The sequence below is a fragment of the Pseudomonas lyxosi genome, assembly GCF_047758685.1.
Taxonomy (GTDB): domain Bacteria; phylum Pseudomonadota; class Gammaproteobacteria; order Pseudomonadales; family Pseudomonadaceae; genus Aquipseudomonas; species Aquipseudomonas lyxosi.
The window spans coordinates 1,176,019-1,201,699 of sequence record NZ_CP180481.1 but is presented as its reverse complement, the minus strand read 5'-3'; the positions used below and the strand labels follow the sequence as shown (position 1 = coordinate 1,201,699).

Genomic DNA, 25,681 nt, shown 5'->3' with positions numbered 1-25,681 from the left:
AAGCGGTTTCGCGTTTCAGCCCTTGGTGACGTCCGGATCGGTTGCGAGCACCAGATCGACGCGATCCAGCAAGTCGCGAACCTGCTCACGGGTCGAGCCGCTGGCCTGCACATCCGGGCGTTCTTCTTTGTGCAGAAGGTCGTGCGTGATGTTCAACGCGGCCATCACGGCGATGCGATCGGCGCCGATGACTTTGCCGCTGCTGCGGATTTCGCGCATTTTGCCGTCCAGGTAACGGGCGGCGCTCACCAGATTGCTGCGCTCTTCCTGCGGGCAGATGATCGAATATTCTTTATCGAGGATCTGCACGGTAACGCTATTGCTTGAACTCATGAGTCTTGCTCCAGGGCCTTGAGGCGCGAAATCATTGATTCGACCTTACGCCGGGCGATTTCGTTCTTTTCAATGAGGTGAGCGCGTTCCTCGCGCCAGGTTTTTTCCTGAGCTAATAGGAGTCCGTTTTGACTCTTAAGTTGCTCGACGCGGGTAATTAGCAGTTCGAGTCTGGTCATCAGCGCTTGCAGGTCGGTGTCTTCCATTGTGTCCACTGAATTGTGTCTGATGAGTGGCAGGGTCTGCACCCTGGCTGGCGGACAGCCTTTAATAGTCTTGGCGAGTCTGTCGATGTAGGATACAAGGCCTTCATTCTAGACATAGCGCCGTCTGGCGCCTAGCTGCCCATGCCCATTCAGAATTCCCCGTACCAAGCCTTCGCCAAACTGCTGACTTCCAGCGGTCATAACGTCTCGCCTGCCGAACTGCATGGCCTGCTGCTCGGCCGCAGTTGCGCCGGTGCCGGTTTCGATGCCGAAGGTTGGCTGATTGATGCCGCCGAGCTGCTCGAAAGCGAGCCGCAGGATAATGTCCGCAACGCCTTGATCGGCTTGCAGGAGATGGTCAAGGGCGAGCTCACCGGCGACGACGTGACCGTCGTGCTGCTGCTGCCGACCGATGACGAGCCACTGGCTGACCGCGCCGCCGCACTGGGCCAATGGTGCCAGGGTTTCCTCAGCGGTTTTGGCCTGAACTGCCGTGACAGCAGCATGCTGAGCACCGAGGCCACCGAAGTACTTCAGGATCTGGCGGCTATTTCACAGGTGCAAGACGCCCTGGAAGAGTCCGACGACGGCGAAAGCGATTACATGGAAGTGATGGAGTACCTGCGCGTCGCGCCGCTGCTGCTGTTCACCGAAACCAAAAAGCCGGACGCGCCGGCTGCCGCCAAACCGTCGTTGCATTAATCGCGTGCCAGGGAAAGCCATCTGCCCATGATTCATATCCCGAAATCGGAATACAGCCGTCGCCGCAAGGCCCTGATGGCGCAGATGGAACCCAACAGCATCGCCATCCTGCCCGCCGCTGCCGTTGCGATCCGCAACCGCGACGTCGAGCACGTCTACCGTCAGGACAGCGACTTCCAGTACCTCAGCGGTTTTCCCGAGCCCCAGGCGGTCATCGTTTTGATGCCTGGGCGCTTACATGGCGAATACATACTGTTCTGCCGTGAACGCAATGCCGAACGAGAGTTGTGGGACGGCTTGCGCGCCGGGCAGGAAGGCGCGATGCGCGACTTTGGCGCCGACGACGCCTTCCCCATCACCGACATCGACGACATCCTGCCGGGCCTGATCGAAGGTCGCGACCGGGTGTATTCGGCCATGGGCAGCAACCCGGAATTCGACCGGCACCTGATGGACTGGATCAACGTGATCCGCTCTAAAGCGCACCTCGGCGCCCAGCCGCCGAACGAATTCGTTGCCCTGGATCATCTGCTTCACGACATGCGCCTGTATAAATCGGCGGCAGAAGTGAAGGTGATGCGCGAAGCCGCACGGATTTCCGCCCAGGCGCACATCCGCGCGATGCAGGCCAGCCGTGCGGGGTTGCATGAGTTCAGTCTTGAAGCCGAGCTCGACTACGAGTTCCGCAAGGGCGGGGCGAAAATGCCGGCCTACGGCTCGATCGTCGCCGCTGGGCGCAACAGCTGCATCCTGCATTACCAGCAGAATGACGCGGTGCTCAAGGACGGCGATCTGGTGCTGATCGATGCCGGTTGCGAGATCGACTGCTACGCCAGCGACATCACCCGCACCTGGCCGGTGAACGGCAAGTATTCAGCGGAACAGAAGGCAATTTACGAGTTGGTGCTGGCGTCGCAAGAAGCTGCATTTGCGGAAATCGCCCCGGACAAACACTGGAATCAAGCCCACGAAGCCACGGTCCGGGTGATTACCACCGGTCTGGTGAAGTTGGGCCTGTTGCAGGGCGACGTCGACGAGTTGATCGCCAGCGAAGCCTATAAAGCGTTTTACATGCACCGCGCCGGCCACTGGCTGGGCATGGATGTGCATGATGTCGGCGAATACAAGGTCGGCGGCGAATGGCGCGTGCTGGAAGTCGGCATGGCGCTGACCGTGGAACCGGGTATCTACATTTCCCCGGACAACCAGAATGTGGCGAAGAAATGGCGCGGCATTGGCGTACGAATCGAGGATGACGTAGTGGTCACCAAAACCGGCTGTGAAATCCTGACCAAAGGCGTGCCGAAAACGGTCGCCGAGATCGAGGCCTTGATGGCCGCCGCGCGGACACAAGCGGCATGAGTCGAGTCAATCTGGCAATCATCGGTGGCGGTCTGGTCGGCGCCAGCCTGGCGTTGGCCCTGCAGGCCGGAGCCAAGGCTCGTGGCTGGAAGATCGTGCTGATCGAACCGTTCGCCCCGGGCGACACCTACCAACCGAGCTACGACGCCCGTTCTTCGGCGTTGTCCTATGGCGCCAAGCAGATTTATCAACGGTTGGGCGTGTGGCAGGAAATTTCCCGCCGCGCCGAGCCGATCAAGCAGATTCATGTCTCCGACCGCGGGCGCTTCTCCACCGCGCGATTGTCGGCGATGGAAGAGGGCGTTCCGGCGCTGGGTTATGTGGTGGAAAACGCCTGGCTCGGCCAATGTCTCTGGCAAGGTCTGGACAAGGACGTGATCAGCTGGCGTTGCCCGGCGGAAGTCACGCGCATGGAGCCGCTGATCGATGGTTATCGCCTGACCCTCAACGACGAAACCACTCTGGAATGCGATCTTGCGGTACTCGCCGATGGCGGTCGTTCCGGCCTGCGTGAGCAATTGGGGATCGGCATCAAAAAGCGCCCGTACAACCAGAGCGCGCTTATTGCCAACATCACGCCGAGTGAAGCGCACAACGGCATGGCCTTCGAGCGTTTCACCGATGACGGGCCGATGGCCTTGTTGCCGTTGCCGGAAAACCGCTGCGCACTGGTCTGGACCCGATTGGGAATGGACGCGCAACGGCTGGCGGCCCTCGATGAAAAGAGCTTCCTCAGCGAGTTGCAAGGCGTGTTCGGTTATCGCCTCGGCACTTTGAAGCAGGTTGGTGCGCGGCATTTGTACCCGCTGACATTGATCGAGGCCGAAGAGCAGGTGCGTCCGCATCTGGCGATTCTCGGCAATGCTGCCCACAGCTTGCACCCGATTGCAGGGCAAGGTTTCAACCTGTCTTTGCGTGATGCTCAAGCGCTGGCCGATGCGCTGTTGGCCAGCGAAACATCTCCCGGCGACTTTGCGACCTTGCAGGCCTACCGCGAGCGCCAGCGTCTGGATCAGAACCTGACCGTGGGTTTCTCCGATCAGGTCACCCGTTTGTTCGGCAGCACTCAACCATTGGTTTCCCTGGGCCGCAACATTGGTCTGCTCGGCCTCGATCTGCTGCCGCCGGCCAAACGCTGGTTCGCGCGGCAGGCCATGGGTTTGGGTACGCGTCCCGATGCTTGAGTGGCGGTCGGAAAATCCCTTTATAGGCGGCTCAAGCCGCAAGCGAGACAGGCTTAAAGCATGGAAATGCGCGCAGATCTGCTGATTGTCGGGGCCGGAATGGTCGGCAGCGCCCTGGCGCTGGCGTTGCAGGACAGCGGGCTGGAAGTCCTGCTGCTGGACGGCAGCCCCATGAGCGTCAAACCCTTCGATGCCCAGGCTTCGTTCGAGCCGCGAGTGAGCGCCTTATCGGCTGCCAGCCAGCGGATTCTTGAACGTCTGGGCGTCTGGGACGGCATCGCCAATCGGCGCAGCAGCCCCTACACCGACATGCACGTCTGGGACGGCAGCGGCACCGGGCAAATCCATTTTTCGGCGGCCAGTGTGCATGCCGACGTGCTGGGGCATATCGTCGAGAACCGCGTGGTTCAGGACGCCCTGCTCGACCGTTTGCACGATTGCGACCTCGGAATGTTGGCCAACGCGCGCCTGGAGCAAATGCGTCGCTCCGGTGACGACTGGCTGCTGACCCTGGCCGATGGCCGCACCTTGCGTGCACCTTTGGTGATCGCAGCGGATGGCGCTAATTCCGCCGTTCGGCGTCTGACCGGCATGGCGACGCGCGAGTGGGACTATATGCATCACGCGATTGTCACCAGCGTGCGCAGCGCCAAGCCTCATCAACTGACCGCGTGGCAGCGTTTCACCGACAACGGTCCATTGGCGTTCCTGCCGCTGGAGCGTGACGGTCAGCAGGATTGGTGTTCGATCGTCTGGTCGACCACCCCGAGCGAGGCCGAACGCCTGATGGCGCTGGATGAGGAGGGTTTCTGCAAAGAGCTGGAGCGGGCCTTCGAAGGCCGACTGGGTACCGTGCTCAGCGCCGACCCGCGTCTGTGCGTGCCCCTGCGTCAGCGTCATGCCAAGCGTTATGTGGCTGAAGGTTTGGCGTTGATCGGTGATGCGGCGCACACCATTCACCCATTGGCCGGGCAGGGCGTGAACCTTGGTTTTCTCGATGCCGCCGTGCTGGCCGAAGTGCTGTTGCAAGCGGCCACGCGTGGCGAGCGTCTGGCGGATGTGAAAGTGCTCAGCCGTTACGAACGTCGGCGCATGCCCCACAACCTGGCGTTGATGGCGGCGATGGAGGGTTTCGAACGCCTGTTCCAGGCTGATCCGTTGCCGGTGCGCTGGTTGCGCAATGCCGGGTTGAAGATGGTCGACCAGATGCCCGAAGCCAAGGCGCTGTTCGTGCGTGAGGCGCTGGGATTGACCGGGGATCTACCGGCGTTGGCCAAGGCCTGACTCACCCTTGCAGGGCTGCGCGCAACATCTGGTAACGCCTCCGCGAACTGTTCGATTGAGAAGGTAAATGTGAGTCCATATCATTTGGCTTCAATTTTTCAATCGAGAGATCGCTCCCATGTTGGTACCGAAGCGTCTACTGACCGCATTCGCCCTGACCCTGATTGGCAGCACCGCAGCCCAGGCCGCTGACGAGGTGGTGGTTTACTCCTCGCGTATCGACGAGCTGATCAAACCGGTCTTCGATGCCTACACCGCGAAAACCGGCGTGCAGGTGAAGTTCATCACCGACAAGGAAGCGCCGCTGATGCAGCGGATCAAGGCCGAGGGCGAGAATGCCACCGCTGACCTTCTGCTGACTGTCGACGCCGGCAACCTCTGGCAGGCCGAGCAAATGGGCATCCTGCAACCGTTCACTTCCAAGGTGATCGACGCCAACATCCCGCTGCAATACCGCTCGTCCGCCCATGCCTGGACCGGCCTGAGCCTGCGGGCGCGGACCATTGCTTACTCCACCGACCGGGTGAAGCCGGGTGAACTGACCACCTACGAAGGTCTGGCCGACAAGAACTGGGAAGGCCGCCTGTGCCTGCGCACAGCGAAAAAGGTCTACAACCAGTCACTCACCGCCACCATGATCGAAGTCCACGGTGCCGACAAAACCGAGAAGATTCTCAAGGGCTGGGTGAGTAACCTGTCCACCGACGTTTTCTCGGATGACATCGCGGTGCTGGAGGCCATCAACGCGGGTCAATGCGACGTCGGCATCGTCAATACGTACTACTACGGTCGTCTGCACAAGCAGAAGCCTGATCTGGCGGTGAAGCTGTTCTGGCCGAACCAGGGCGACCGTGGCGTGCATGTGAACCTGTCGGGCATCGGCCTGACTAAACATGCTCCGCACCCGGAAGCGGCCAAGGCCTTGGTGGCATGGATGACCACACCTGAAGCACAGAAGATCTTTGCTGACGTGAACCAGGAATTCCCGGCCAACCCTGCGGTTCAGCCTTCGGCGGAAGTGGCGAGCTGGGGCAAGTTTGTGGCTGATACGCTGCCGGTGGAAATTGCGGGCAAGCGTCAGGCTGAAGCGATTCGGATGATGGATCGGGCTGGCTGGAACTGAGTCTGCTGATCGTTCCCACGCTCTGCGTGGGAATGCATCCACCGACGCTCCGCGTCGAAGCGTGACGCAGAGCGTGGGCACAATCATTTCTATTGATTCACACCCCTGAGAGCTTTTCCTTGGCCCACTCCGCCCAACGCCGCTGGTATCCCCTGGTCTTCGCCATCGCTGCGCTGGTCCTGCTGCCCCTCAGCGTTTTGCTGTTGTCCTGGCAAACCATCGATCATCAAATCTGGTCCCACCTCTGGGATACCCAGATGCCGCGCCTGCTCGGCAATACCCTGACCCTGGTGCTCGGCGTCGGTATCGGGGTGACGCTCTTGGGTGTGAGCCTGGCCTGGCTCACCAGTCTCTGCGAATTCCCCGGTCGGCGCTGGCTGGACTGGGCGCTGATGCTGCCATTCGCCATTCCCGCCTATGTGCTGGCATTCGTCTTTGTCGGCCTGTTGGATTTTGCCGGCCCCGTGCAAACCCTGTTGCGCGAATGGTTCGGCACGGGCTTGAGGTTGCCGCGCGTGCGCTCCACCGGCGGCGTGATTCTGGTCCTGGTGCTGGTCTTCTATCCCTACGTTTACCTGTTGGCGCGAACCGCGTTCCTGGCTCAGGGCAAAGGCTTGATGGAAGCGGCGCGAGTCCTGGGGCAATCCCCATGGCAAGCGTTCTGGCGAGTCGCGTTGCCCATGGCACGCCCGGCCATCGGCGCTGGCGTGGCGCTGGCGCTGATGGAAACCCTGGCGGATTTCGGTGCGGTGTCGGTGTTCAACTTCGACACGTTTACAACCGCCATCTACAAGACCTGGTACGGATTTTTCAGCCTCTCCACCGCCGCGCAACTGGCCAGCCTGTTGCTGCTGGTGGTGATGGTCGTGCTGTACGGCGAGCGCCGTGCTCGCGGGGCCAACCGGGGGAGCAACGAACGACCACGGGTCAAGGCGCTGTATCACCTGAGCGGTTTCAAGGCGCTGGCGGCCATGAGTTGGTGCGGTCTGGTGTTCGCCTGCGCTTTCGTCATTCCAGTGCTTCAACTGGTGGTGTGGTTCTGGCAGCGCGGGCGCTTCGACCTGGATGAGCGTTACGCGGGGTTGATCGTCCATACGTTGTACCTGGGCGGCATGGCGGCGCTGATCACCGTCAGTGTTGCTTTAGTGCTGGCGTTTGCCCGGCGCCAGGCCCCGACCCGAGCGATCCGCTCCGGCATCAGCCTGGCCAATCTCGGCTACGCCTTGCCGGGTTCGGTGCTGGCGGTGTCGATCATGCTGGCGTTCAGTTACCTGGATCGTGAACTGGTGATCCCGTTGTCGGGTTGGCTGGGGGGCGCCGGCAAGCCATTGCTACTGGGCAGCCTGTCGGCGTTGTTGCTGGCCTATCTCGTGCGTTTCATCGCGGTGGCTTATGGGCCGCTGGAAAGCAGTCTGGCGCGAATACGGCCATCTTTGCCCGAAGCGGCACGTAGCCTTGGCGTCAGTGGGCCACGACTTTTTTTCAAAGTGTATCTGCCGTTGTTGCTGCCAGGAACGTTGAGCGCTGCGTTGCTGGTGTTCGTCGATGTACTCAAGGAAATGCCCGCGACCCTTCTGATGCGCCCGTTTGGCTGGGACACGCTGGCGGTGCGCATCTTTGAAATGACCAGCGAAGGCGAGTGGGCGAGGGCCTCTTTGCCGGCCTTGACTCTGGTTTTGGTCGGGCTGCTACCGGTCATCGGATTGATTCGACGTTCAGCGCATCGAAACGCCTAGGTGCCAGTCCTACACCTTGAGGCTACAATGCGCGGCATTCGGTGCGGTCCGTCCTACAGACCAGGTAGCTGAAATCGGCTGGAAGCCTTCTATTTCAAGGCTTTCACCCCGTGCAGCACCGGCCCGCACCTTCGCCACGCCCGGAAGGAGAAACCCATGGGACAGCGCACGCCTCTGTATGACCTTCATCTCGCCCTCGGCGCGAAGATGGTCGATTTTGGCGGTTGGGATATGCCTTTGCATTACGGCTCGCAGGTCGAGGAACACCATCAGGTGCGTCGCGATTGCGGGGTTTTCGATGTATCCCACATGACCGTGATCGATGTCAGCGGCCCTCAGGCCAAGGCCTGGCTCCAGCATTTGCTGGCCAATGACGTCGAACGTCTGCACAGCCCTGGCCGTGCCTTGTACAGCACCATGCTCAACGAGCGCGGCGGCATCGTCGACGACATGATCGTCTACCGTCTCGACGAAGGTTATCGGCTGGTGGTCAACGCCTCCACCCGTAATCAGGACCTCGCCTGGATGCAGGCCCATATCGATGGTTTCGATGTGCAGCTCAACGAGCGCTCCGAGTTGGCGATGCTGGCCATTCAAGGTCCCCAGGCCCGGCACAAAATCTCCGAACTGGTGACTCAGTCCCGCGGCAACCTGATTCAGATGCTCAAGCCCTTCGAAGGCCAGGCTGATGGTGACTGGTTCATCGCGCGCACGGGCTACACCGGCGAAGATGGCCTGGAAATCGTTCTGCCGGCCAATCAAGCGCCAGGATTCTTCAACGATCTGGTGGGCGCGGGCATCTCGCCGATCGGCCTCGGGGCGCGCGATACTCTGCGGGTTGAAGCCGGCATGAATCTCTACGGTCAGGACATTCATCAAGACGTTTCACCGCTGGCCTCCAACATGGCCTGGAGCATTGCCTGGGAGCCGGCCACTCGCCAGTTCATCGGTCGCAGCGCTCTTGAAGCCGAACGGGCGGGTGGCGTGCAGCACAAACTGGTCGGTCTGGTCCTTGAGGAGCGTGGGGTTTTGCGCGCTCATCAAGTGGTCCGCATCGCCAATGTTGGCGAAGGAGAGATCACCAGTGGTAGTTTCTCTCCTACGCTTAGCAAGTCGATAGCACTGGCGCGCGTGCCGATGGCGACTGCCGACCGCGCAGAAGTGGAAATCCGTGGCAAGTGGTACCCGGTCCGAGTGGTCAAACCGACCTTCGTACGCCATGGCAAAACCTTGATCTAACCTTTTCTGGCGGGCAACGACCGCTGACAATTCTCTTGAGGACACAGAACATGAGCGATATTCCTGCCGACCTGCGTTTTGCCGAAAGTCACGAATGGGCCCGTCTTGAAGCCGATGGCAGCGTCACCGTGGGCATCAGCGATCACGCTCAGGAAGCCTTGGGCGACGTGGTGTTCGTTGAGCTGACCGAAGTCGGAACAGTCTTCGCTGCCGGTGATCAATCCGGTGTGGTGGAGTCGGTTAAAGCCGCTTCGGACATCTACTCCCCGGTTGCCGGTGAAGTGATTGCCATCAACGAAGAACTGAGCGCCAACCCTGAGTTGCTCAACTCCGACCCGTACGGTGCCTGGATCTTCAAGCTCAAGCCAAGCAACGCTGGCGATCTGGACAAGCTGCTCGATGCAGCCGGCTACAAGGCCGCCATCGGCGAGTAAGCCTTAAGCGTCATCTCCCAAAGCCCCGACTTGTCGGGGCTTTTTTGTGTCCGCTCAGGACTCACCGGCATCGACTGCTATGCTGGTTTGACCGTGTTGCATCGACGTTGAGCGCCAGTCAAGAGAGAGCCCGTCATGTCCCAGTTGCCGTCCTTGAGCCAGTTACGCGACCCCAATGCCTTCCTTCGCCGCCACCTCGGGCCCGATGCCGCCGAGCAACAGGCGATGCTCGACAGCCTCGGCCTCGGCAGCCGGGTCGAGTTGATCGAGCAGACGGTGCCGCCGGGAATCCGCCTGAACAGGCCGCTCGACCTGCCGCCCGCCCTCGACGAAGAAGCCGCACTGGCCAAACTGCGCGGTTACGCCGAGCAAAACCAGGTCTGGACCAGCCTGATCGGCATGGGCTACCACGGCACCCTCACGCCGACCGTCATTGTGCGCAACGTGCTGGAAAATCCCGGTTGGTACACCGCGTACACGCCGTATCAACCAGAGATCGCCCAAGGGCGACTCGAAGCGCTGCTGAACTTCCAGCAATTGACCATCGACCTCACCGGCCTGGAACTGGCCAACGCCTCGCTGCTGGACGAAGCCACGGCGGCGGCGGAAGCCATGGCATTGGCCAAGCGTGTCGCCAAGTCCAGAAGCAATCTGTTCTTCGTCGACGAAAACTGTCATCCGCAGACCATTTCCGTGGTGCAGACCCGAGCAGAAGGGTTCGGCTTCGAGCTGATCATCGACTCTGTGGATAACGTGAAACAGCACCAAGTGTTCGGCGCGCTCCTGCAATATCCCGATACCCACGGTGAGATCCGCGATCTTCGTCCATTGATCGATCATCTGCATGCGCAGCAAGCCTTGGCGTGTGTCGCAACCGATCTGCTGAGTCTGCTGTTACTGACGCCTCCGGGGGAGTTGGGCGCTGACGTGGTGTTCGGTTCATCCCAGCGTTTCGGCGTGCCCATGGGTTACGGCGGGCCTCACGCGGCGTTTTTTGCCAGTCGCGATGAGTACAAACGGGCGATTCCCGGGCGGATCATCGGCGTCTCGAAAGATGCTCGCGGCAACGTCGCTTTGCGCATGGCCCTGCAAACCCGCGAGCAACATATCCGCCGGGAGAAAGCCAACTCGAACATTTGCACCGCTCAGGTGCTGCTGGCCAACATTGCCAGTTTCTATGCGGTCTACCACGGTCCGGAAGGGCTCAAACGCATTGCCCAACGCGTCCATCGGCTGACCAGCATCCTCGCCGCTGGCCTGGAGCGCCACGGCATCACCCGCCTCAACACACACTTTTTCGACACGCTGACGCTGGAAGTCGGTGGTACTCAGACAGCAATCATCGAAAGTGCCCAGGCTGCACAGATCAACCTGCGCATTCTCGGGCGCGGGCAGTTGGGGCTGAGCCTCGACGAAACCTCTGACGAGTCCACCGTCGCGAAGTTGTTTGATGTGTTCCTCGGTGCCGATCATGGGCTTAACGTCGACGAACTGGATGCTGAAACCCTTGCTTCCGGCATTCCCGCAGGTCTGCTGCGTACCTCGCCTTATCTGCGCCACCCGGTGTTCAGCGCCCATCACAGCGAAACCGAGATGTTGCGCTACCTTAAGCAACTGGAGAACAAGGACCTGGCGCTCAACCAATCGATGATCCCGCTGGGTTCTTGCACCATGAAACTCAATGCCACCAGCGAGATGATCCCGATCACGTGGCCGCAGTTCGCCAACCTGCACCCGTTTGTGCCGAAAGAGCAGGCGGTCGGTTATTCGCTGATGATCGAAGAACTGGAGCGTTGGCTCTGCGCGATTACCGGTTTCGACGCGATCTGCATGCAACCCAACTCCGGCGCCCAGGGTGAATACGCCGGGTTGCTGGCGATTCGTAAATATCACGAGAGTCGTCATGAGGGCGCGCGGGATATCTGCCTGATCCCGTCCTCGGCCCACGGTACCAACCCGGCTTCGGCGCAGATGGCCGGTATGCGCGTGGTGATCGTCGAATGCGACGAGGCGGGGAACGTTGATCTGGATGACCTCAAAGGCAAGGCCGCAGAGGCCGGAGACAAACTCGCCTGCCTGATGGCGACGTATCCTTCGACCCACGGCGTATACGAGGAAGGCATCAGCGAAATCTGCGAAGTTATCCACAGCCACGGCGGCCAGGTGTACATGGATGGCGCCAACCTCAACGCTCAGGTCGGACTGGCGCGCCCGGCGGACATTGGCGCCGACGTGTCCCACATGAACCTGCACAAGACTTTCTGCATTCCACATGGTGGCGGCGGGCCGGGCATGGGGCCAATTGGTGTGCGGGCGCATCTGGCGCCGTTCGTGGCCAATCACCCGGTTGTGCCGATCGAAGGGCCGCTGGCGCAAAACGGCGCAGTCAGCGCGGCGCCCTGGGGCAGTGCGAGCATCCTGCCGATCAGCTGGATGTACATTGTGATGATGGGCCCGCAATTGGCGGATGCCAGTGAGGTGGCGATCCTCGCCGCGAATTACCTGGCGCAACACTTGTCCGGGGCGTTTCCGGTGCTGTACACCGGGCGCAACGAGCGGGTGGCGCACGAATGCATTCTTGACCTGCGGCCACTCAAGACGCTGACCGGGATCAGCGAGGAGGACGTCGCCAAGCGGCTGATGGACTATGGCTTCCATGCGCCGACCATGTCGTTTCCGGTGCCGGGGACGTTGATGGTTGAACCGACCGAAAGTGAATCGAAGGCGGAGCTGGACCGGTTTATCGGGGCGATGCTGAGTATCCGCGCGGAAATCACCGAGGTGCAGAACGGCAACTGGCCGGCCGATGACAACCCACTGAAACGTTCGCCGCATACCCTGGCGGATATCACCGGGGTTTGGGAGCGGCCCTACAGCATCGAGCAGGCAGTGACGCCGGATGCTCACACCAAGGCGCATAAGTACTGGCCGGTGGTGAATCGGGTGGACAATGTCTACGGTGACCGCAATCTGTTCTGCGCCTGTGTGCCGGTAGACGATTACCGCTGACCTCGCGAGAGATACAAGTCCAATGTGGGAGCGAGCTTGCTCGCGATAGCGGTGGGTCAGTCGAAATCATCAATGACTGTTGCACCGCTATCGCGAGCAAGCTCGCTCCCACAGGGGTTTTGTATCAGGCATAAAAAATGCCGCCCATGTGAGCGGCATTTTTGTTCAGCAGTAAACCTTATTCCGAAGCGACGGCATTCTTCGCCAGGATCGCGTTCGCCAGCTCCATGTCCGTGACCTGCAGGCCAGGGTTGTCGGCGCGGACTTTCTGCATCGCGGCCTCCAGGTATGGGCCGCGAATGCCGCCGTCACTGGCGACAAAGCTGCCAGCATCGTCCTGGGCAGCAACGATCAGCTTGTGATCCTTGAAGGTCAGATAGGTCGAACCGGTGGTCGCACCGGACGAGATGACGTTACGCCAAAAGCTATCGGCCATCGCCGAACCGACAGGAAGGGACAACAAGGCGATGGTAGCGACAGCAAGTTTGAGACGCATATTGGGTGACTCCACTGGGTTAACTACGGCGTTGGATTGCCAATTCCCCAATCGAGTTCCGTAACGGCCGCGCCTACTTTTGCTCGCTCTGCGGCGTTACTCGCAGCACCTCCTCGATCGTCGTCAAACCCGCTGCGACTTTTTGCGCCCCCGACAACCGCAAACTGCGCATGCCTTCCTTGAAGGCCTGACGCCGCACGGCCAGCAAATCGGTGTCGGGGTTGATCAGCGCTTTGACGCCGTCCGTCAGCTGCATGATTTCATAGACCCCGGCGCGGCCGCGGTAACCGGTATCGCGGCATTCCAGGCAACCGATGGCGCGATGTGCGTTGCTCGGCAACGGTGCCTGCCAGGGCCGGGTCAAGGTTTGCCAGTCTTCTTCTCCCAGTGTCAGCGGTGCCTTGCAATGCGGGCACAAGGTGCGGACCAGGCGCTGGGCCATGACGCCGAGCACCGTGGCTTTGATCAGGTAATGCGGCACGCCCAGCTCCAGCAAGCGGCTGATCGCGCTCGGCGCATCGTTGGTGTGCAGCGTCGACAGCACCAAGTGGCCCGTGAGCGCAGCCTGGATCGCCATTTCAGCGGTTTCCAGATCACGGATCTCACCGATCATGATGATGTCCGGGTCCTGTCGCATCAGCGCGCGCACACCGGCGGCGAAGGTCAGGTCGATGTTGTGCTGGACCTGCATCTGATTGAACGCCGGCTCGACCATTTCGATCGGGTCTTCGATGGTGCAGAGGTTGACCTCCGGCGTCGCCAGTTTTTTCAGGGTGGTGTACAGCGTGGTGGTCTTGCCGGAACCGGTCGGGCCGGTGACCAGGATGATGCCGTTGGGCTGGCTCGTCATGTCTTGCCAGCGACGCAAGTCATCGGCGGAGAAGCCCAACTGATCGAAATTCTTGAGCAGTACCTCCGGGTCGAAGATCCGCATGACCATTTTTTCGCCGAATGCGGTAGGCAATGTCGACAGCCGCAACTCGACTTCGCCACCGTCCGGGGTTTTGGTCTTGACCCGGCCGTCCTGGGGTTTGCGTTTTTCCGCGACGTTCATCCGCCCGAGGCTTTTCAGGCGGCTGACGATCGCCATGGTTACTTGCGGCGGGAATTGATAGACGTTGTGCAGCACGCCGTCGATGCGAAAGCGCACCGTGCCTTGTTCGCGCCGGGGTTCGATGTGGATATCGCTGGCGCGCTGCTGGAACGCGTACTGGAACAACCAGTCGACGATGTTGACGATGTGCGCGTCGTTGGCGTCCGGTTCCTGGTCACTGGCGCCGAGGTTGAGCAACTGCTCGAAGTTGCCCAGGGTGTTCATCTGCTGATCGGCGTTGGTCGCGCCGCTGACCGATTTGGCCAGGCGGAAAAACTCCACGCTGAAGCGCTGGATGTCGACCGGGTTGGCCACCACACGCTTGATCGGCAATTTCAGCACATGGGTCAGGTCGGCTTCCCAGCCGGTGACGTAGGGTTGGGCGCTGGCCACAGTGACGGCGTCGCGGTCGATAGACACCGCAAGAATCTTGTGACGCTGGGCGAACGCGTAGGACATCAGCGGCGTAATCGCTGCAACGTTGATTTTCAGCGGGTCGATACGCAAGTAAGGCTGGCCGGCTTGCTGCGACAGCCAAAGCGTCAGGCTTTCCAGGTCGAGGTGTTTGCCGGGACGGCTGAGATCGTCCAGGAGCTGGCTGGCGATGAATTCCAGCGGGTGCATCTGGCCATTGGCAGCGTGACGGCGTCGAGCATTGAGCGCGTGTTCGGCCGAGTCCTGATTGATAAAGCCTTGGGCGACCAGTTCACGCAGCAAATCATTGAGATCCAGCCAGCGGTCCTGAATGGCAAGTTGAACGGACATGCGGGCTCCTCATGAACAACAGTTCGCAAAGGATAGTCGCGGAGCCGCTGACCGTTGGGCCACTACCCGACGAAGCCGTGTCGAGTTTTTTCAGCCTGCCGCCTGAGCCGGTTCTTCCCACATGCAATCAACCGCTTGCAGATCAACCGAACAGACGCTGATCAGGTTACGTAATTTTTCCGCGATCACCTGGGCGCGGTGCCAGCTCAGGCCGTCTATCACGATGTCGATCGACAACAGATCGTCCATCCGCTGCACGTTGACCTGTTGCGGCGTCAAAAACTGCAAAGCGAACAGGTTGAGTGCCCGGCACAGCAGATCCGGTTCGGCCTCGGCCAGCAGTTGATAGTGAACGCGGCAGTGGGCGTTGCTGACGTTCCAGACATCGGCGCGGGTGTGCGGGGTATTCACGGCTTCTAGGTGCGGCATGGTCGGTCTCCAAAATCACTGGAGGAATTTTTACATTCGGTGCCGGGCATTTCTTATCTATGATTGGGCTTATTGGCGATTATTTGAATTGCTTGATTCGGTAAGTTATCAATCAAAGGTTTTTTTATGCATAGCGAGCTGGATGGCTACGACCGCAAGATTCTCGCGTTGCTGCAAGAGGACGCTTCACTCTCCAGCGCGCAGATCGCCGAGCAGGTGGGGCTGTCGCAGTCGCCGTGCTGGCGGCGGATACAGCGGATGAAGGAGGAAGGGGTCATTCGGGGGCAGGTGACCTTGCTCGACCGGAAGAAAATCGGGCTTAACACGCAGATCTTCGCCGAAATCAAACTCAACGCTCACGGGCGCTCGAACTTCACCGAGTTCACCGAGGCGATTCGCGGTTTTCCCGAAGTGCTGGAGTGTTATGTGCTGATGGGGTCGGTGGACTTCTTGCTGCGGATTGTGACGGCGGACATCGAGGCGTATGAGCGGTTTTTCTTCGAGAAGCTGTCGATGGTGCCGGGGATTCAGGAGGTGAACTCGATCGTGGCTTTATCGGAGATAAAGTCCACGACGAGTTTGCCAGTGTTGCGCTGACCCTACACTGATCGTTCCCACGCTCCGCGTGGGAATGCAGCGGTGACGCTCCGCGTCACCTGGACGCGGAGCGTCCCTTGAGGCATTACCACGCAGAGCGTGGGAACGATCATCACAGGGTTACATGCGCAGCAGCATTTTCCAGGCACGATTCTGATACACAGCAATCGCCTGCTGCTTACGCGCATCCAGCGATTCGTCGGTGATCGGCTCGTTAGCAAGCAGAGCAAGCTGTTTCAGCTCACCGTACAGGCGATCCATTTCCGGGATGTCCAGCACGCTGCGGGCGTGGTGTAGCCAGGCCTGAATGCGCTCGATGCGCGGCAGTTGTTCGGCCAGGTCTTCCGGCTGTTGCTGATAACGCTGCAGTTGCAGGGAAGTCGCTTCTTCACCCAGCAAACGCGGCAGCCAGCTACCCAATTGGGCAGCGCCCTGACGATTGCCACGGACATTGCGATCGGCCGCCCAGGTGCGGGCCAGCAACCAGCGCGAAGTGTTCAGCGAGAACAGGCCCCAACGCGGATCTTCCAGTTCTTCGAGGAACTGCTCCGGCGCGGCTTTGCGCACATCTTCGTCGTCGACACCGGCTTGTACCAGCGGACGCCAGTCTTCCAGCAAGGCATCCAGCGCAACCCGCAGATCGTGCGTCGACTGACGTGGCGCGGCTTGACCCAGGCTGCTCAGCAGCGCGCGCAATTCAGCCAGGTTTTCGACCCAGTCCTGCAACAGGCGCCAGTGGCCATTGAAGCGATACTGCTCGGCCAGGCGTTGGCTGCTGCTCAGCAAGTGCCAGCTCAGCGCGGCGAAAGCGTCGTCCAGCGGGGTTTCAGCGGTGATCTGCGGCGCCGGCAGGCTCAACGAATAGCTGTTGGCGTCGTACAGGCGATAACCGCGCTCGGCCTTGCTGATGTCACACGGCATCAGGGCCAGGGTCGCGGCCAGTTCGGCGGCCAGTTCCAGCAGAGCGGCCGGCTCGCCTTCGCGCAGTTCAAGTTCCAGCTCGCAGATTTCTTCTTTCTGCTTGCCGACCACCACGTGGCCCAGGTCCAGCGCGGCTTCGATAACCACTTTGGTCTTGCCACGGCCCCAAGCGATTTCAGCGCGTTCGCGGACGAAATCGGTGGTGAAGATCGGCTTCAGGGTTTTCTTGTCCAGTTCGGCCAATTCTTCAGGCCAGCATTCGCCGTCGAGTTTCTTCACGTCGAGCTTGGCTTTGGGCAGGTTCCAGTCGTATTCGTTACGCTCGGACAAACCGGCGACGCTCTGGCCACGGGTCTTGAGGGTCTGAATCACTTCTTCGCCATCGCGGCGCAGGCGCAGGGCAACCTTGGCGCGGGCCAGGTCGCGCTCAGGCGTGTCGAAGTACTGGTTCATCAACTCACGGCGTTCCCAGCCACTTTTGTTGCGTTTTTTCAGTAACGGGTGCTCGCGCAGGGCGGCGAGGGTTTCGCGGCTGACGCGGAGTTTGATTTCGGTTTCTTTCTGCATGGCCGGAAAATCCAGGATCGGGAGCGCAGCCGGGGGAATGTGTGGCTGCCAAGGTCGTGCAGTGTACAGGACTCACCCGTCCTACGCGCCGCGGCGGTTTATTCCTGTCGCCGGATGGTTCTATGATGGAGTTCAAATCGGGAGTTGGGAGTCAGCGATGCTTTTGCCGTCCATGAAAGATCAATTCGCTGCGCTGATCGCTGCGCCGTCCGTCAGCTGCACCCAGCCCAGCCTCGATCAATCCAACCGGCCAGTGATTGACCTGTTGGCAACGTGGCTCGGTGATTTGGGTTTTGCCTGTGATATCCAGCAGGTCAGCCCCGGAAAATTCAACCTGCTGGCCAGTTTCGGTTCCGGCCCCGGTGGCTTGGTGCTGGCTGGTCACAGCGACACAGTGCCGTTCGATGGTGCGTTGTGGCAGACCGATCCGCTGAAGCTGACCGAAGTCGACGGCCGCTGGGTCGGACTTGGCAGCTGCGACATGAAGGGCTTTTTCGCGCTGGCCATCGAAGCCGTCATACCGCTGCTTGATCAGCCGTTCAAGCAACCGCTGTTGATCCTCGCTACCTGCGATGAAGAAAGCTCGATGTCCGGTGCGCGTGCGTTGGCCGAAGCCGGGCGGCCGCTGGGTCGTGCCGCGGTGATCGGTGAGCCGACCGGGCTCAAGCCGATCCGCATGCACAAAGGCATCATGATGGAGCGCATCGATATCCTCGGTCAGAGCGGCCACTCCTCGGACCCGCGCCTTGGCCACAGCGCCCTCGAAGCCATGCACGACGCTATCGGTGAACTGCGCGGTTTGCGCCTGCTGTGGCAGCGCGAATTCCGTAATCCGCAGTTCAGCGTGCCGACGCCGACCCTGAATTTCGGCTGCATCCATGGCGGCGATAACCCCAATCGTATTTGCGGCCAGTGTTCGCTGGAGTTCGATCTGCGCCCGTTGCCGGGCATGGACCCTAACGCCCTGCGCGCGGAGATTCTGCAGAAGCTCAAGCCGATTGCCGAGTGGCATCAGGTGAAGATCGAATACGCGCCGCTGTTCCCCGAAGTGCCGCCCTTCGAGCAGGCCGAGGACTCTGAATTGGTCCGGGTCGCTGAAAAGCTCACCGGCCATCGTGCCGAAGCAGTGGCGTTCGGCACCGAAGCGCCTTATCTTCAGCGTCTTGGCTGCGAAACCCTGGTGCTCGGCCCTGGCGACATCGCCTGTGCGCACCAACCGGGGGAATACCTCGAAATGTCACGTTTGCAGCCTACCGTGCATCTATTACGACAACTGATTGAACATTACTGCCTGACACCGGCCCAAGCCGTATAAATTGCCGGCATTCAAACCCGTATTCATGAGGAGAGCGCGCGTGTCGCCAAGCCTGTTCCGACGATAACCATCAGCCCGCTGTGCGTTTTTCTGTTTCGCCCATTTTTTGGCTGCTATTTATTACAGGCCCAGGTTCATGCCCGAATACGTTAATTGGCTTCGTCACGCTTCGCCTTACATCAACGCCCACCGCGATTGCACCTTCGTCGTCATGCTGCCCGGCGACGGCGTGGAGCACCCGAACTTCGGCAATATCGTCCACGACCTGGTGCTGTTGCACAGCCTGGGCGTGCGACTGGTGCTGGTTCACGGTTCCCGTCCGCAAATTGAAACCCGCCTCGCGGCGCGCGGCCTGACCCCGCATTACCACCACGGGATGCGCATCACCGATGCCGCGACCCTTGAGTGCGTGATCGATGCGGTCGGCCAGCTGCGTATCGCCATCGAAGCACGACTGTCCATGGACATGGCTTCATCGCCGATGCAGGGCTCGCGTCTGCGGGTGGCCAGCGGCAACCTGGTGACGGCGCGGCCGATCGGCGTGCTCGAAGGCGTGGACTATCACCACACCGGCGAAGTGCGTCGGGTCGACCGCAAGGGCATCAATCGCCTGCTGGATGAGCGTTCCATCGTGCTGTTGTCGCCACTGGGTTACTCGCCGACCGGTGAGATTTTCAACCTCGCCTGCGAAGACGTCGCCACCCGCGCGGCCATCGATCTGGGGGCGGACAAGCTGCTGTTGTTTGGCGCCGACCTGGGTCTGATCGATGAAAACGGTCGCCTGGTTCGTGAGTTGCGTCCGCAACAAGTGCCGGCGCATCTGCAGCGCCTGGGCAGCAACTATCAAGCTGAGCTGCTGGATGCGGCCGCTGAGGCCTGCCGCGGCGGCGTGGCGCGCAGTCATATCGTCAGCTACGCCGAAGACGGCGCGCTTCTGACCGAACTGTTCACCCGTGACGGTGGCGGTACGCTGGTGGCCCAGGAGCAATTTGAAATTGTTCGCGAAGCGGCGATCGAAGACGTCGGTGGTTTGCTGGATTTGATCAGCCCGCTGGAAGAGCAGGGCATTCTGGTGCGGCGTTCCCGCGAGGTGCTGGAGCGTGAGATCGAGCAGTTCAGTGTGGTCGAACGCGAAGGCATGATCATCGCGTGTGCGGCGCTGTATCAGATTGCTGATTCGGATGCGGGGGAGTTGGCGTGTCTGGCGGTGAACCCGGAATACCGCCATGGCGGTCGTGGTGATGAGCTGCTGGAGCGCATCGAAACCCGCGCCCGGGCGCAGGGGCTGAAAACCTTGTTCGTACTGACGACCCGGACCGCTCACTGGTTTCGAGAGCGTGGGTTTGTGCCGAGCAGCGTAGAGCGTCTGCCGTCGGCGCGGGCGTCGCTGTACAACTATCAACGTAATTCGAAGATCTTCGAAAAAACCCTCTGACCTGATCGTTCCCACGCTCTGCGTGGGAATGCAGCCCGGGACGCTCCGCGTCCCATCTAGAGCCGAACGCGGAGCGTCCGTAGAGGCATTCCCACGCAGAGCATGGGAACGATCTTAATCCTGCACAAACTTCGCGCTGACATACGGCGAATAATCCGGCAGCACTGTCTCGACCTTTCCTTGTTCCTTCAAGAACTTCGCCGTCTCGCCAATCGCCTTGGCCGTGCCGCCGTCCAGCAGCACGGTGGTCTGTTGGGCTTTAGCATCCGGGAACGTGGAACCGGCCAGTAACTCCGGCACATCGACGGCATTGGCACCGGTCAGTTTGGCGATTTTTTGCACCGGTACCGAGTCAGCGGTCCAGCTGTCTTTATGCGCGGCATAGTCGGCGAACGAGTCCAGTGTGACCTTGGCAAATTTGGCCACAACCTCTGGGTGCTTCTCGGCGTAATCCTTGCGAGCGACCTAGACTTCGAAGGTCGGAGCACCCCATTGCCCGACCTGTGCCGCGTCGGTCAAGTTCTTGCCGGTCTTGCGAATCTCCCCCAGCGCGGGTGACCAGACAAACGCACCATCGATATCACCACGCTTCCACGCCGCCGCGATTTCCGCCGGTTGCAAATTCACCACTTTGACTTTCGAGGCGTCCAGGCCCCAGTGCTTCAGCGCACCCAGCAAACTGTAGTGGGAGGTTGAAACGAAGGGTGTGGCGATGGTCTTGCCGATCAGATCTTCCGGTTTATCGATGCCGCTGCCGTTACGCACCACGAGTGCTTCAGCGGCGTTGATCTGGGCGGAAACGATGAACGCAACGATCGGCAGATTGCGCGAAGCCGCGGCTGCCAACGGACTGGAGCCGAGGTTGCCAATCTGCACGTCGCCGGAAGCAAGGGCTGTAACCACTTCCGGGCCGCTATTGAAACGACGCCAATCAATTTTTTGGCCTATGGTTTTCTCGTACAGGCCGTCTGCCTGGGGGACTTTGCTGGGGTCGATACCGGTTTGATAACCGATCGTGAGGTTCGCCGCGTGAGCGCTAAAAGATATTATTAGCGATACACAAACTGTAACAATTGGGCCGGATAGTGCGCGTTTGGTCATCATGCGCTGCCTTCGATAGGGATTGATCGTGAATTGCATCAAAGCTAATCGATCTAAAAAAATTCTAGCCAATACCATTTAGGAATTAGCTTAAGAGCCGGTGCCCGTGTCCCGGCTCAAGGGATAGTGCGGAGCTAAATTCCTAAACGGTATGAAAAAGAATTGGATGATTCTTTTTGGGTTTATGGCCCGGCAAGGAATGAATTTACTGGGGATTAGACTATGGTCGTAGACACACAAAGTTACGATTGACTTGTGAGTCACGGTCTGGCGCTAATCGCGCATCTTAGGATCCCGGGCATACGACCCAGGGCCAGGAACACAAGAATTAGAAACGAGAGGAGTGAAACAATGAACAAGTCCACCTTGGCTCTGGGTGTGGCCGTGGCCGTCGGGGTTTTAGCGCAGCAGGCAGGCGCCGCGGGTTTCCTGGAAGACAGCAAGGCTTCCGTCAGTTCTCGCACCATGTATTACGACGCTGATATGCGTGAAGGTCCGAGCACTCCTGGTAACAGACAGCGAGAAGCCGGTGAGGGTCTCAAGTTCGACTACCTGTCTGGTTTCACCCAAGGTACCGTTGGTTTCGGTTTCGACGCCCAGGCGCTGGTCGGCATCCATCTGGATGGAGGCAAGGGCCATCACCCGGACAACAATACGTTCATCCCTAGTGATTCCGATGGTTCGGCGGTGGATGAGTGGAGCCGTGTAGCGGGCAACGTCAAGGCGCGCTTCTCGAAGACCGAGGCCCACTTGGGCGGCGCTCTGCAGCCAAACTTGCCGATCCTGATCGCGAACGACAGCCGTTTACTGCCACAAACCTTTGAGGGTGGCACCATCACCTCGAAGGAAATCGACAACGTGACCTTCAACGTGGGTCAGCTGGAGCACGCGGTGGGTCGTGCCTCCTCCAACAGCACTGGCCTGGCAGTCTCTACCATTGGCAATGCCAAAGAGAGCAACAAATTCCGTTACGCCGGTGCTGACTGGAAGGTTACCAAAGACCTGACGCTGCAGTACTACTATGCGAACCTGGAAGACTACTACAAGCAAAACTTCCTCGGCCTGGTGCACGTCTACCCGATCGCCAGCAATCAGTCGTTCAAGACCGATCTTCGTTATTTCGACAGCAGCTCCGACGGCAAGAACGGCGATGCCGGCTACCTATTCAACAACAACAATGGCTTCGCCAAGGAAAGGGGCGTGGTCGATAACAAGACCTGGAGCGGTACGTTCACCTATACCCTGGGTGGCAGCGCGTTTCTGCTCGGGCATCAGCGTGTCAGCGACGACGGCGGCTTCGTTTTCCTGAACCAAGGTAACGTTGTCGATGGCAACGGTCGCAACGAAGGGGCGGGCGGCTCCAGTTTCTACTCGTTTACCGACGCCACGGTTGGCAGCTTCATCCGTGCCGGTGAAAACACCACGTACGGTCAGTACTCCTATGACTTCGCCTCACTGGGCGTGCCAGGTTTGAAAGCTTCGATTTCTTACTTGAATGGCCAAGACATCAAGGCTACCAGCGGTACTGGTAAAGACCTGAGTGAGCACGAGACCGACGCGCGTATTGATTACGTGATTCAAACGGGTGCACTTAAAGGGTTTGGTACAACACTGCGTCACGGTACCTACCGTGGCAACACCAGCACCCTTGATCAAGACCAGACCCGTCTGATCTTCAACTACACCTACAGCTTCCTGTAAAAACCACCAAGAAAAGCCTCGCCTACAAGCGAGGCTTTTTTGTGTTTCTCCATATTCCAAATTGAGCTTTAGTAGTAATTTTTTATTCTTTTTAGCTTTTAAGCCAAACACCTAAAGTGAGTGGCCTACGAGCCGATACCTTGGGTCCCGACTCAGAGTAATAGCGCGAAGCTATATTCCTGAATGGCATGAAAAATGATGAAATAATTCTTTTTGTGTTTATCATGCGGGCAAAAATCATAGGGCTCAGGCTATCGCCGTAGTCACCCGGTCTGGCACTCACCGAGCACTTCAGGATCCAGGGCATTCGACCCAGGACCTCAAAAATTAGAAACGATAGGAGCGAAACAATGAACAAGTCCACCTTGGCCCTGGCTGTGGCCGTAGGGGTTTTGGCGCAGCAGGCAGGCGCCGCCGGTTTCATCGAAGACAGCAAAGCTACTTTGGGGCTGCGTAACTTCTACATCAACACGGATAACCGTGACGGCACTGCCAAACCAAGTCGAAACGAAGAGTGGGGCCAAGGCTTCGATCTGCGCTTCACTTCCGGTTATACCCAAGGCACTGTCGGCTTCGGTATCGACGCCATCGGCCTGCTGGGTGTACGTCTGGATTCGGGCGGTGGCACTAATGGCAACGTTAACGCCAATGGCACCCCTGGTAACGCTTATGGCGGCACTGTGTTCCCGAGCAAGTCCAACGGCGAAGCGGTTGATAATTTCTCCAGCCTGGGCCTGACTGCCAAAGCCAAGATCTCCCAGACTGAACTGAAGCTGGGTACCTTGCAGCCAAAACTGCCGGTGATCGTGACCAACGACGGTCGTCTGCTGCCACAAACCTTCCAGGGCGGTCAGATCACTTCGGGCGAGATCAAGGACCTTACACTGGTCGGTGGTCAGATCGAGCACGCCAAGGGCCGTAACTCCAGCAACAACGAAGAGTTGTCGATCGTTGGTGCCAACGGTCGCACTGCGACTGGTCGCGACAGCAACAAATTCTATTACGGTGGCGGTGACTACAAAATCACCAAAGACCTGACTGCCCAGTACTACTACGGCAACCTCGAAGACTTCTACAAGCAGCACTTCCTGGGTCTGGTTCACAACTGGGCAATCGGCCCGGGCGTTCTGAAATCCGACCTGCGCTACTTCAACAGCCGGGATGACGGTGCCAACGGTCACGACGCTAACTACTTCACCTCTGGCAACTACAATGCGCCAAGCGGTAAAGGCAAGGTCGACAACAACCTGTATAGCGGCCTGTTCCTGTATACCGTTGCCGGCCACACCTTCGGCGGCGGCTATCAGGTCAGCAACGGTAGCAGCGACTTCCCTTACTTGAACCAGGGTGACGGCGCTTCGGCTTACCTGACTACCGACATGCAGATCCAGAAGTTCGCCCGTGCCGGCGAGCGCACTTGGCAAGCACGCTACTCGTATGACTTTGCCAAGGTCGGTGTACCAGGTCTGACGGCCGGTGTGGTCTACCTGAAAGGTGATGAAATTGATACGGTCAACGCTCGCGGTGGCGAGCTGGCTAACGGTGCTTCCGAGTGGGAACGCGACCTGACTCTGGCTTACGTCGTACAAGAAGGCGCGCTGAAAAACCTTGGTGTCATGTGGAAAAACGCTATGTGGCGTACCGACCTGCCGAACACTCGTTCGCAGGACGAAAACCGTCTGATCGTCAGCTACTCGATCCCGCTGTTGTAATAGCGCTCGCGTAACCGCCGAAAAAAAAGCCCCGCCCGGCATCTCGCCGGGCGGGGCTTTTGCGTTTTCAAGTCAGGCTCACCCCCGTAAACCCTCCTCGAAGTTTTCCCTCTTTGTATAGCAACTCAAGGCCTTCTCGAACCTTGTGGGTGATAGTCGTCCTGACTGCTGCCGAGGTCCAGTGAACACATTTTTAATATTCATTTGCGATCTAAACAAATCGATATTTATTCTTTTTCATGAATAAGAAATGCAGGCACAGTTGACCTCAACAAGCACTCACCAGGAGCAGCACCATGAGCCTCAGACTGGGCGATATCGCCCCCGACTTTGAACAGGATTCCAGCGCCGGCACCCTCCGTTTCCACGAATGGCTGGGCGATAGCTGGGGCGTGCTGTTTTCCCATCCGGCGGACTTCACCCCGGTGTGCACCACCGAGTTGGGCTTCACTGCCAAGCTCAAGGACGAATTTGCCCAACGTGGTGTGAAAGCCATTGCCCTGTCCGTGGACCCGGTGGACTCGCACCACAAGTGGATCGAAGACATCAACGAAACCCAGAACACCCTCGTCAACTTCCCGATCCTTGCCGACGCCGACCGCAAGGTCTCGGACCTCTACGACCTGATCCACCCGAACGCCAACGACACCCTGACCGTGCGTTCGCTGTTCGTGATCGACCCGAACAAAAAGGTTCGACTGACCATCACCTACCCGGCGAGCACCGGCCGTAACTTCCATGAAATTCTGCGGGTGATCGACTCGCTGCAACTCACCGACAACTACAAGGTGGCCACCCCGGCCAACTGGCAGGACGGTGATGAAGTCGTGATCGTGCCGTCGCTCAAGGACGAAGACGAAATCAAGAAACGCTTTCCCAAGGGCTATCGCGCGGTGAAGCCGTACCTGCGTCTGACGCCGCAACCTAATCGTTGAAT

General features: G+C 59.6%; 21 protein-coding genes and 1 pseudogene. 15 read left to right on the top strand and 7 right to left on the bottom strand.

Going from position 1 to position 25,681, the window contains the following annotated elements:
• Positions 1-15 precede the first annotated feature (15 nt).
• Both ACMXYI_RS05685 and ACMXYI_RS05680 read right to left on the bottom strand, forming a co-directional pair.
• Positions 16-333, bottom strand: a complete 318-nt coding sequence (locus ACMXYI_RS05685) for a cell division protein ZapA (protein WP_007942435.1) — start codon at positions 331-333, stop codon at positions 16-18.
• Positions 330-539, bottom strand: a complete 210-nt coding sequence (locus ACMXYI_RS05680) for a TIGR02449 family protein (RefSeq protein ID WP_046053948.1) — start codon at positions 537-539, stop codon at positions 330-332. Before ACMXYI_RS05680 ends, ACMXYI_RS05685 begins: the two co-directional genes overlap by 4 nt.
• Before the next feature lie 141 nt (positions 540-680).
• Here ACMXYI_RS05680 and ACMXYI_RS05675 point away from each other — a divergent pair, with 141 nt between their 5' ends.
• The 9 genes from ACMXYI_RS05675 to gcvP all read left to right on the top strand — a co-directional run bounded on the left by ACMXYI_RS05675 (position 681) and on the right by gcvP (position 12,612).
• Positions 681-1,241 (top strand): YecA family protein, encoded by a 561-nt coding sequence (locus tag ACMXYI_RS05675; protein ID WP_033060626.1) that lies wholly within the window; start codon positions 681-683, stop codon positions 1,239-1,241.
• 27 nt (positions 1,242-1,268) lie between these two features.
• Positions 1,269-2,603 (top strand): Xaa-Pro aminopeptidase, encoded by a 1,335-nt coding sequence (gene pepP, locus ACMXYI_RS05670; RefSeq protein WP_415772139.1) that lies wholly within the window; start codon positions 1,269-1,271, stop codon positions 2,601-2,603.
• Entirely contained in the window at positions 2,600-3,787 is a 1,188-nt protein-coding gene (gene ubiH / locus ACMXYI_RS05665) for a 2-octaprenyl-6-methoxyphenyl hydroxylase (protein ID WP_033060622.1), read from the top strand. Before pepP ends, ubiH begins: the two co-directional genes overlap by 4 nt.
• A gap of 66 nt (positions 3,788-3,853) precedes the next feature.
• The gene (locus ACMXYI_RS05660; RefSeq protein ID WP_415773865.1) at positions 3,854-5,071 is read left to right on the top strand and encodes a 2-octaprenyl-3-methyl-6-methoxy-1,4-benzoquinol hydroxylase; all 1,218 of its coding nucleotides are present in this window, start codon (positions 3,854-3,856) and stop codon (positions 5,069-5,071) included.
• A gap of 118 nt (positions 5,072-5,189) precedes the next feature.
• Entirely contained in the window at positions 5,190-6,194 is a 1,005-nt protein-coding gene (locus tag ACMXYI_RS05655) for an extracellular solute-binding protein (RefSeq protein ID WP_415772137.1), read from the top strand.
• 119 nt (positions 6,195-6,313) lie between these two features.
• The gene (locus ACMXYI_RS05650) at positions 6,314-7,930 is read left to right on the top strand and encodes an ABC transporter permease (RefSeq protein WP_415772136.1); all 1,617 of its coding nucleotides are present in this window, start codon (positions 6,314-6,316) and stop codon (positions 7,928-7,930) included.
• Positions 7,931-8,086: 156 nt separating this feature from the next.
• A complete protein-coding gene (gcvT, locus tag ACMXYI_RS05645; protein WP_415772135.1) occupies positions 8,087-9,169 on the top strand; it encodes a glycine cleavage system aminomethyltransferase GcvT in 1,083 nt (360 codons plus the stop codon).
• 50 nt (positions 9,170-9,219) lie between these two features.
• A complete protein-coding gene (gcvH, locus tag ACMXYI_RS05640) occupies positions 9,220-9,603 on the top strand; it encodes a glycine cleavage system protein GcvH (protein ID WP_074871817.1) in 384 nt (127 codons plus the stop codon).
• A gap of 135 nt (positions 9,604-9,738) precedes the next feature.
• On the top strand, positions 9,739-12,612 hold the full coding sequence (gene gcvP / locus ACMXYI_RS05635) for an aminomethyl-transferring glycine dehydrogenase (RefSeq protein WP_415772134.1): 2,874 nt from the start codon (positions 9,739-9,741) through the stop codon (positions 12,610-12,612).
• 178 nt (positions 12,613-12,790) lie between these two features.
• On the opposite strand, the gene ACMXYI_RS05630 is transcribed toward gcvP, so the two are convergent.
• The 3 genes from ACMXYI_RS05630 to ACMXYI_RS05620 form a co-directional block, all read right to left on the bottom strand.
• A complete protein-coding gene (locus ACMXYI_RS05630; protein WP_415772133.1) occupies positions 12,791-13,108 on the bottom strand; it encodes a DUF2388 domain-containing protein in 318 nt (105 codons plus the stop codon).
• A 73-nt stretch (positions 13,109-13,181) separates the two neighbouring features.
• Positions 13,182-14,966, bottom strand: a complete 1,785-nt coding sequence (locus tag ACMXYI_RS05625; RefSeq protein ID WP_415772132.1) for a GspE/PulE family protein — start codon at positions 14,964-14,966, stop codon at positions 13,182-13,184.
• A 90-nt stretch (positions 14,967-15,056) separates the two neighbouring features.
• A complete protein-coding gene (locus ACMXYI_RS05620; protein ID WP_415772130.1) occupies positions 15,057-15,395 on the bottom strand; it encodes a hypothetical protein in 339 nt (112 codons plus the stop codon).
• A 126-nt stretch (positions 15,396-15,521) separates the two neighbouring features.
• Between ACMXYI_RS05620 and ACMXYI_RS05615 the strand changes: the two genes are divergently transcribed.
• The gene (locus ACMXYI_RS05615) at positions 15,522-15,992 is read left to right on the top strand and encodes an Lrp/AsnC family transcriptional regulator (RefSeq protein WP_415772128.1); all 471 of its coding nucleotides are present in this window, start codon (positions 15,522-15,524) and stop codon (positions 15,990-15,992) included.
• 120 nt (positions 15,993-16,112) lie between these two features.
• Here ACMXYI_RS05615 and ACMXYI_RS05610 read toward each other — a convergent pair whose 3' ends face one another.
• Entirely contained in the window at positions 16,113-17,480 is a 1,368-nt protein-coding gene (locus tag ACMXYI_RS05610; protein ID WP_415772126.1) for an inorganic triphosphatase, read from the bottom strand.
• A gap of 157 nt (positions 17,481-17,637) precedes the next feature.
• Here ACMXYI_RS05610 and argE point away from each other — a divergent pair, with 157 nt between their 5' ends.
• Both argE and argA read left to right on the top strand, forming a co-directional pair.
• Positions 17,638-18,795, top strand: a complete 1,158-nt coding sequence (argE, locus tag ACMXYI_RS05605; RefSeq protein ID WP_415772124.1) for an acetylornithine deacetylase — start codon at positions 17,638-17,640, stop codon at positions 18,793-18,795.
• A 136-nt stretch (positions 18,796-18,931) separates the two neighbouring features.
• Positions 18,932-20,230: an amino-acid N-acetyltransferase gene (gene argA / locus ACMXYI_RS05600; protein ID WP_074871805.1), complete on the top strand. Its 1,299-nt coding sequence runs from the start codon at positions 18,932-18,934 to the stop codon at positions 20,228-20,230.
• A 114-nt stretch (positions 20,231-20,344) separates the two neighbouring features.
• Here the strand turns inward: argA and tauA are convergent.
• Positions 20,345-21,331, bottom strand: a pseudogene (gene tauA, locus ACMXYI_RS05595) (taurine ABC transporter substrate-binding protein).
• Positions 21,332-21,682: 351 nt separating this feature from the next.
• Between tauA and ACMXYI_RS05590 the strand changes: the two are divergent.
• The 3 genes from ACMXYI_RS05590 (at position 21,683) to ACMXYI_RS05580 (ending at position 25,679) form a co-directional block, all read left to right on the top strand.
• A complete protein-coding gene (locus ACMXYI_RS05590) occupies positions 21,683-23,032 on the top strand; it encodes an OprD family outer membrane porin (RefSeq protein WP_415772122.1) in 1,350 nt (449 codons plus the stop codon).
• Between the two features lie 350 nt (positions 23,033-23,382).
• Positions 23,383-24,744 carry an OprD family porin gene (locus tag ACMXYI_RS05585; RefSeq protein ID WP_415772120.1) on the top strand — a complete coding sequence of 454 codons (1,362 nt, stop codon included), beginning with the start codon at positions 23,383-23,385 and terminating at the stop codon, positions 24,742-24,744.
• 296 nt (positions 24,745-25,040) lie between these two features.
• Positions 25,041-25,679 carry a peroxiredoxin gene (locus tag ACMXYI_RS05580; RefSeq protein WP_129440176.1) on the top strand — a complete coding sequence of 213 codons (639 nt, stop codon included), beginning with the start codon at positions 25,041-25,043 and terminating at the stop codon, positions 25,677-25,679.
• Positions 25,680-25,681 lie beyond the last annotated feature (2 nt).

Coding starts and splice junctions, on each gene's coding strand:
- gcvH (WP_074871817.1), top strand. CDS start 9,220: ATGAGCGATATTCCTGCCGACCTGCGTTTTGCCGAAAGTCACGAATGG.
- ACMXYI_RS05655 (WP_415772137.1), top strand. CDS start 5,190: ATGTTGGTACCGAAGCGTCTACTGACCGCATTCGCCCTGACCCTGATT.
- ACMXYI_RS05680 (WP_046053948.1), bottom strand. CDS start 539: ATGGAAGACACCGACCTGCAAGCGCTGATGACCAGACTCGAACTGCTA.
- ACMXYI_RS05590 (WP_415772122.1), top strand. CDS start 21,683: ATGAACAAGTCCACCTTGGCTCTGGGTGTGGCCGTGGCCGTCGGGGTT.
- ubiH (WP_033060622.1), top strand. CDS start 2,600: ATGAGTCGAGTCAATCTGGCAATCATCGGTGGCGGTCTGGTCGGCGCC.
- ACMXYI_RS05685 (WP_007942435.1), bottom strand. CDS start 333: ATGAGTTCAAGCAATAGCGTTACCGTGCAGATCCTCGATAAAGAATAT.
- ACMXYI_RS05610 (WP_415772126.1), bottom strand. CDS start 17,480: ATGCAGAAAGAAACCGAAATCAAACTCCGCGTCAGCCGCGAAACCCTC.
- gcvT (WP_415772135.1), top strand. CDS start 8,087: ATGGGACAGCGCACGCCTCTGTATGACCTTCATCTCGCCCTCGGCGCG.
- ACMXYI_RS05580 (WP_129440176.1), top strand. CDS start 25,041: ATGAGCCTCAGACTGGGCGATATCGCCCCCGACTTTGAACAGGATTCC.
- ACMXYI_RS05675 (WP_033060626.1), top strand. CDS start 681: ATGCCCATTCAGAATTCCCCGTACCAAGCCTTCGCCAAACTGCTGACT.
- gcvP (WP_415772134.1), top strand. CDS start 9,739: ATGTCCCAGTTGCCGTCCTTGAGCCAGTTACGCGACCCCAATGCCTTC.
- pepP (WP_415772139.1), top strand. CDS start 1,269: ATGATTCATATCCCGAAATCGGAATACAGCCGTCGCCGCAAGGCCCTG.
- ACMXYI_RS05625 (WP_415772132.1), bottom strand. CDS start 14,966: ATGTCCGTTCAACTTGCCATTCAGGACCGCTGGCTGGATCTCAATGAT.
- ACMXYI_RS05660 (WP_415773865.1), top strand. CDS start 3,854: ATGCGCGCAGATCTGCTGATTGTCGGGGCCGGAATGGTCGGCAGCGCC.
- ACMXYI_RS05620 (WP_415772130.1), bottom strand. CDS start 15,395: ATGCCGCACCTAGAAGCCGTGAATACCCCGCACACCCGCGCCGATGTC.
- ACMXYI_RS05630 (WP_415772133.1), bottom strand. CDS start 13,108: ATGCGTCTCAAACTTGCTGTCGCTACCATCGCCTTGTTGTCCCTTCCT.
- argE (WP_415772124.1), top strand. CDS start 17,638: ATGCTTTTGCCGTCCATGAAAGATCAATTCGCTGCGCTGATCGCTGCG.
- ACMXYI_RS05585 (WP_415772120.1), top strand. CDS start 23,383: ATGAACAAGTCCACCTTGGCCCTGGCTGTGGCCGTAGGGGTTTTGGCG.
- ACMXYI_RS05615 (WP_415772128.1), top strand. CDS start 15,522: ATGCATAGCGAGCTGGATGGCTACGACCGCAAGATTCTCGCGTTGCTG.
- argA (WP_074871805.1), top strand. CDS start 18,932: ATGCCCGAATACGTTAATTGGCTTCGTCACGCTTCGCCTTACATCAAC.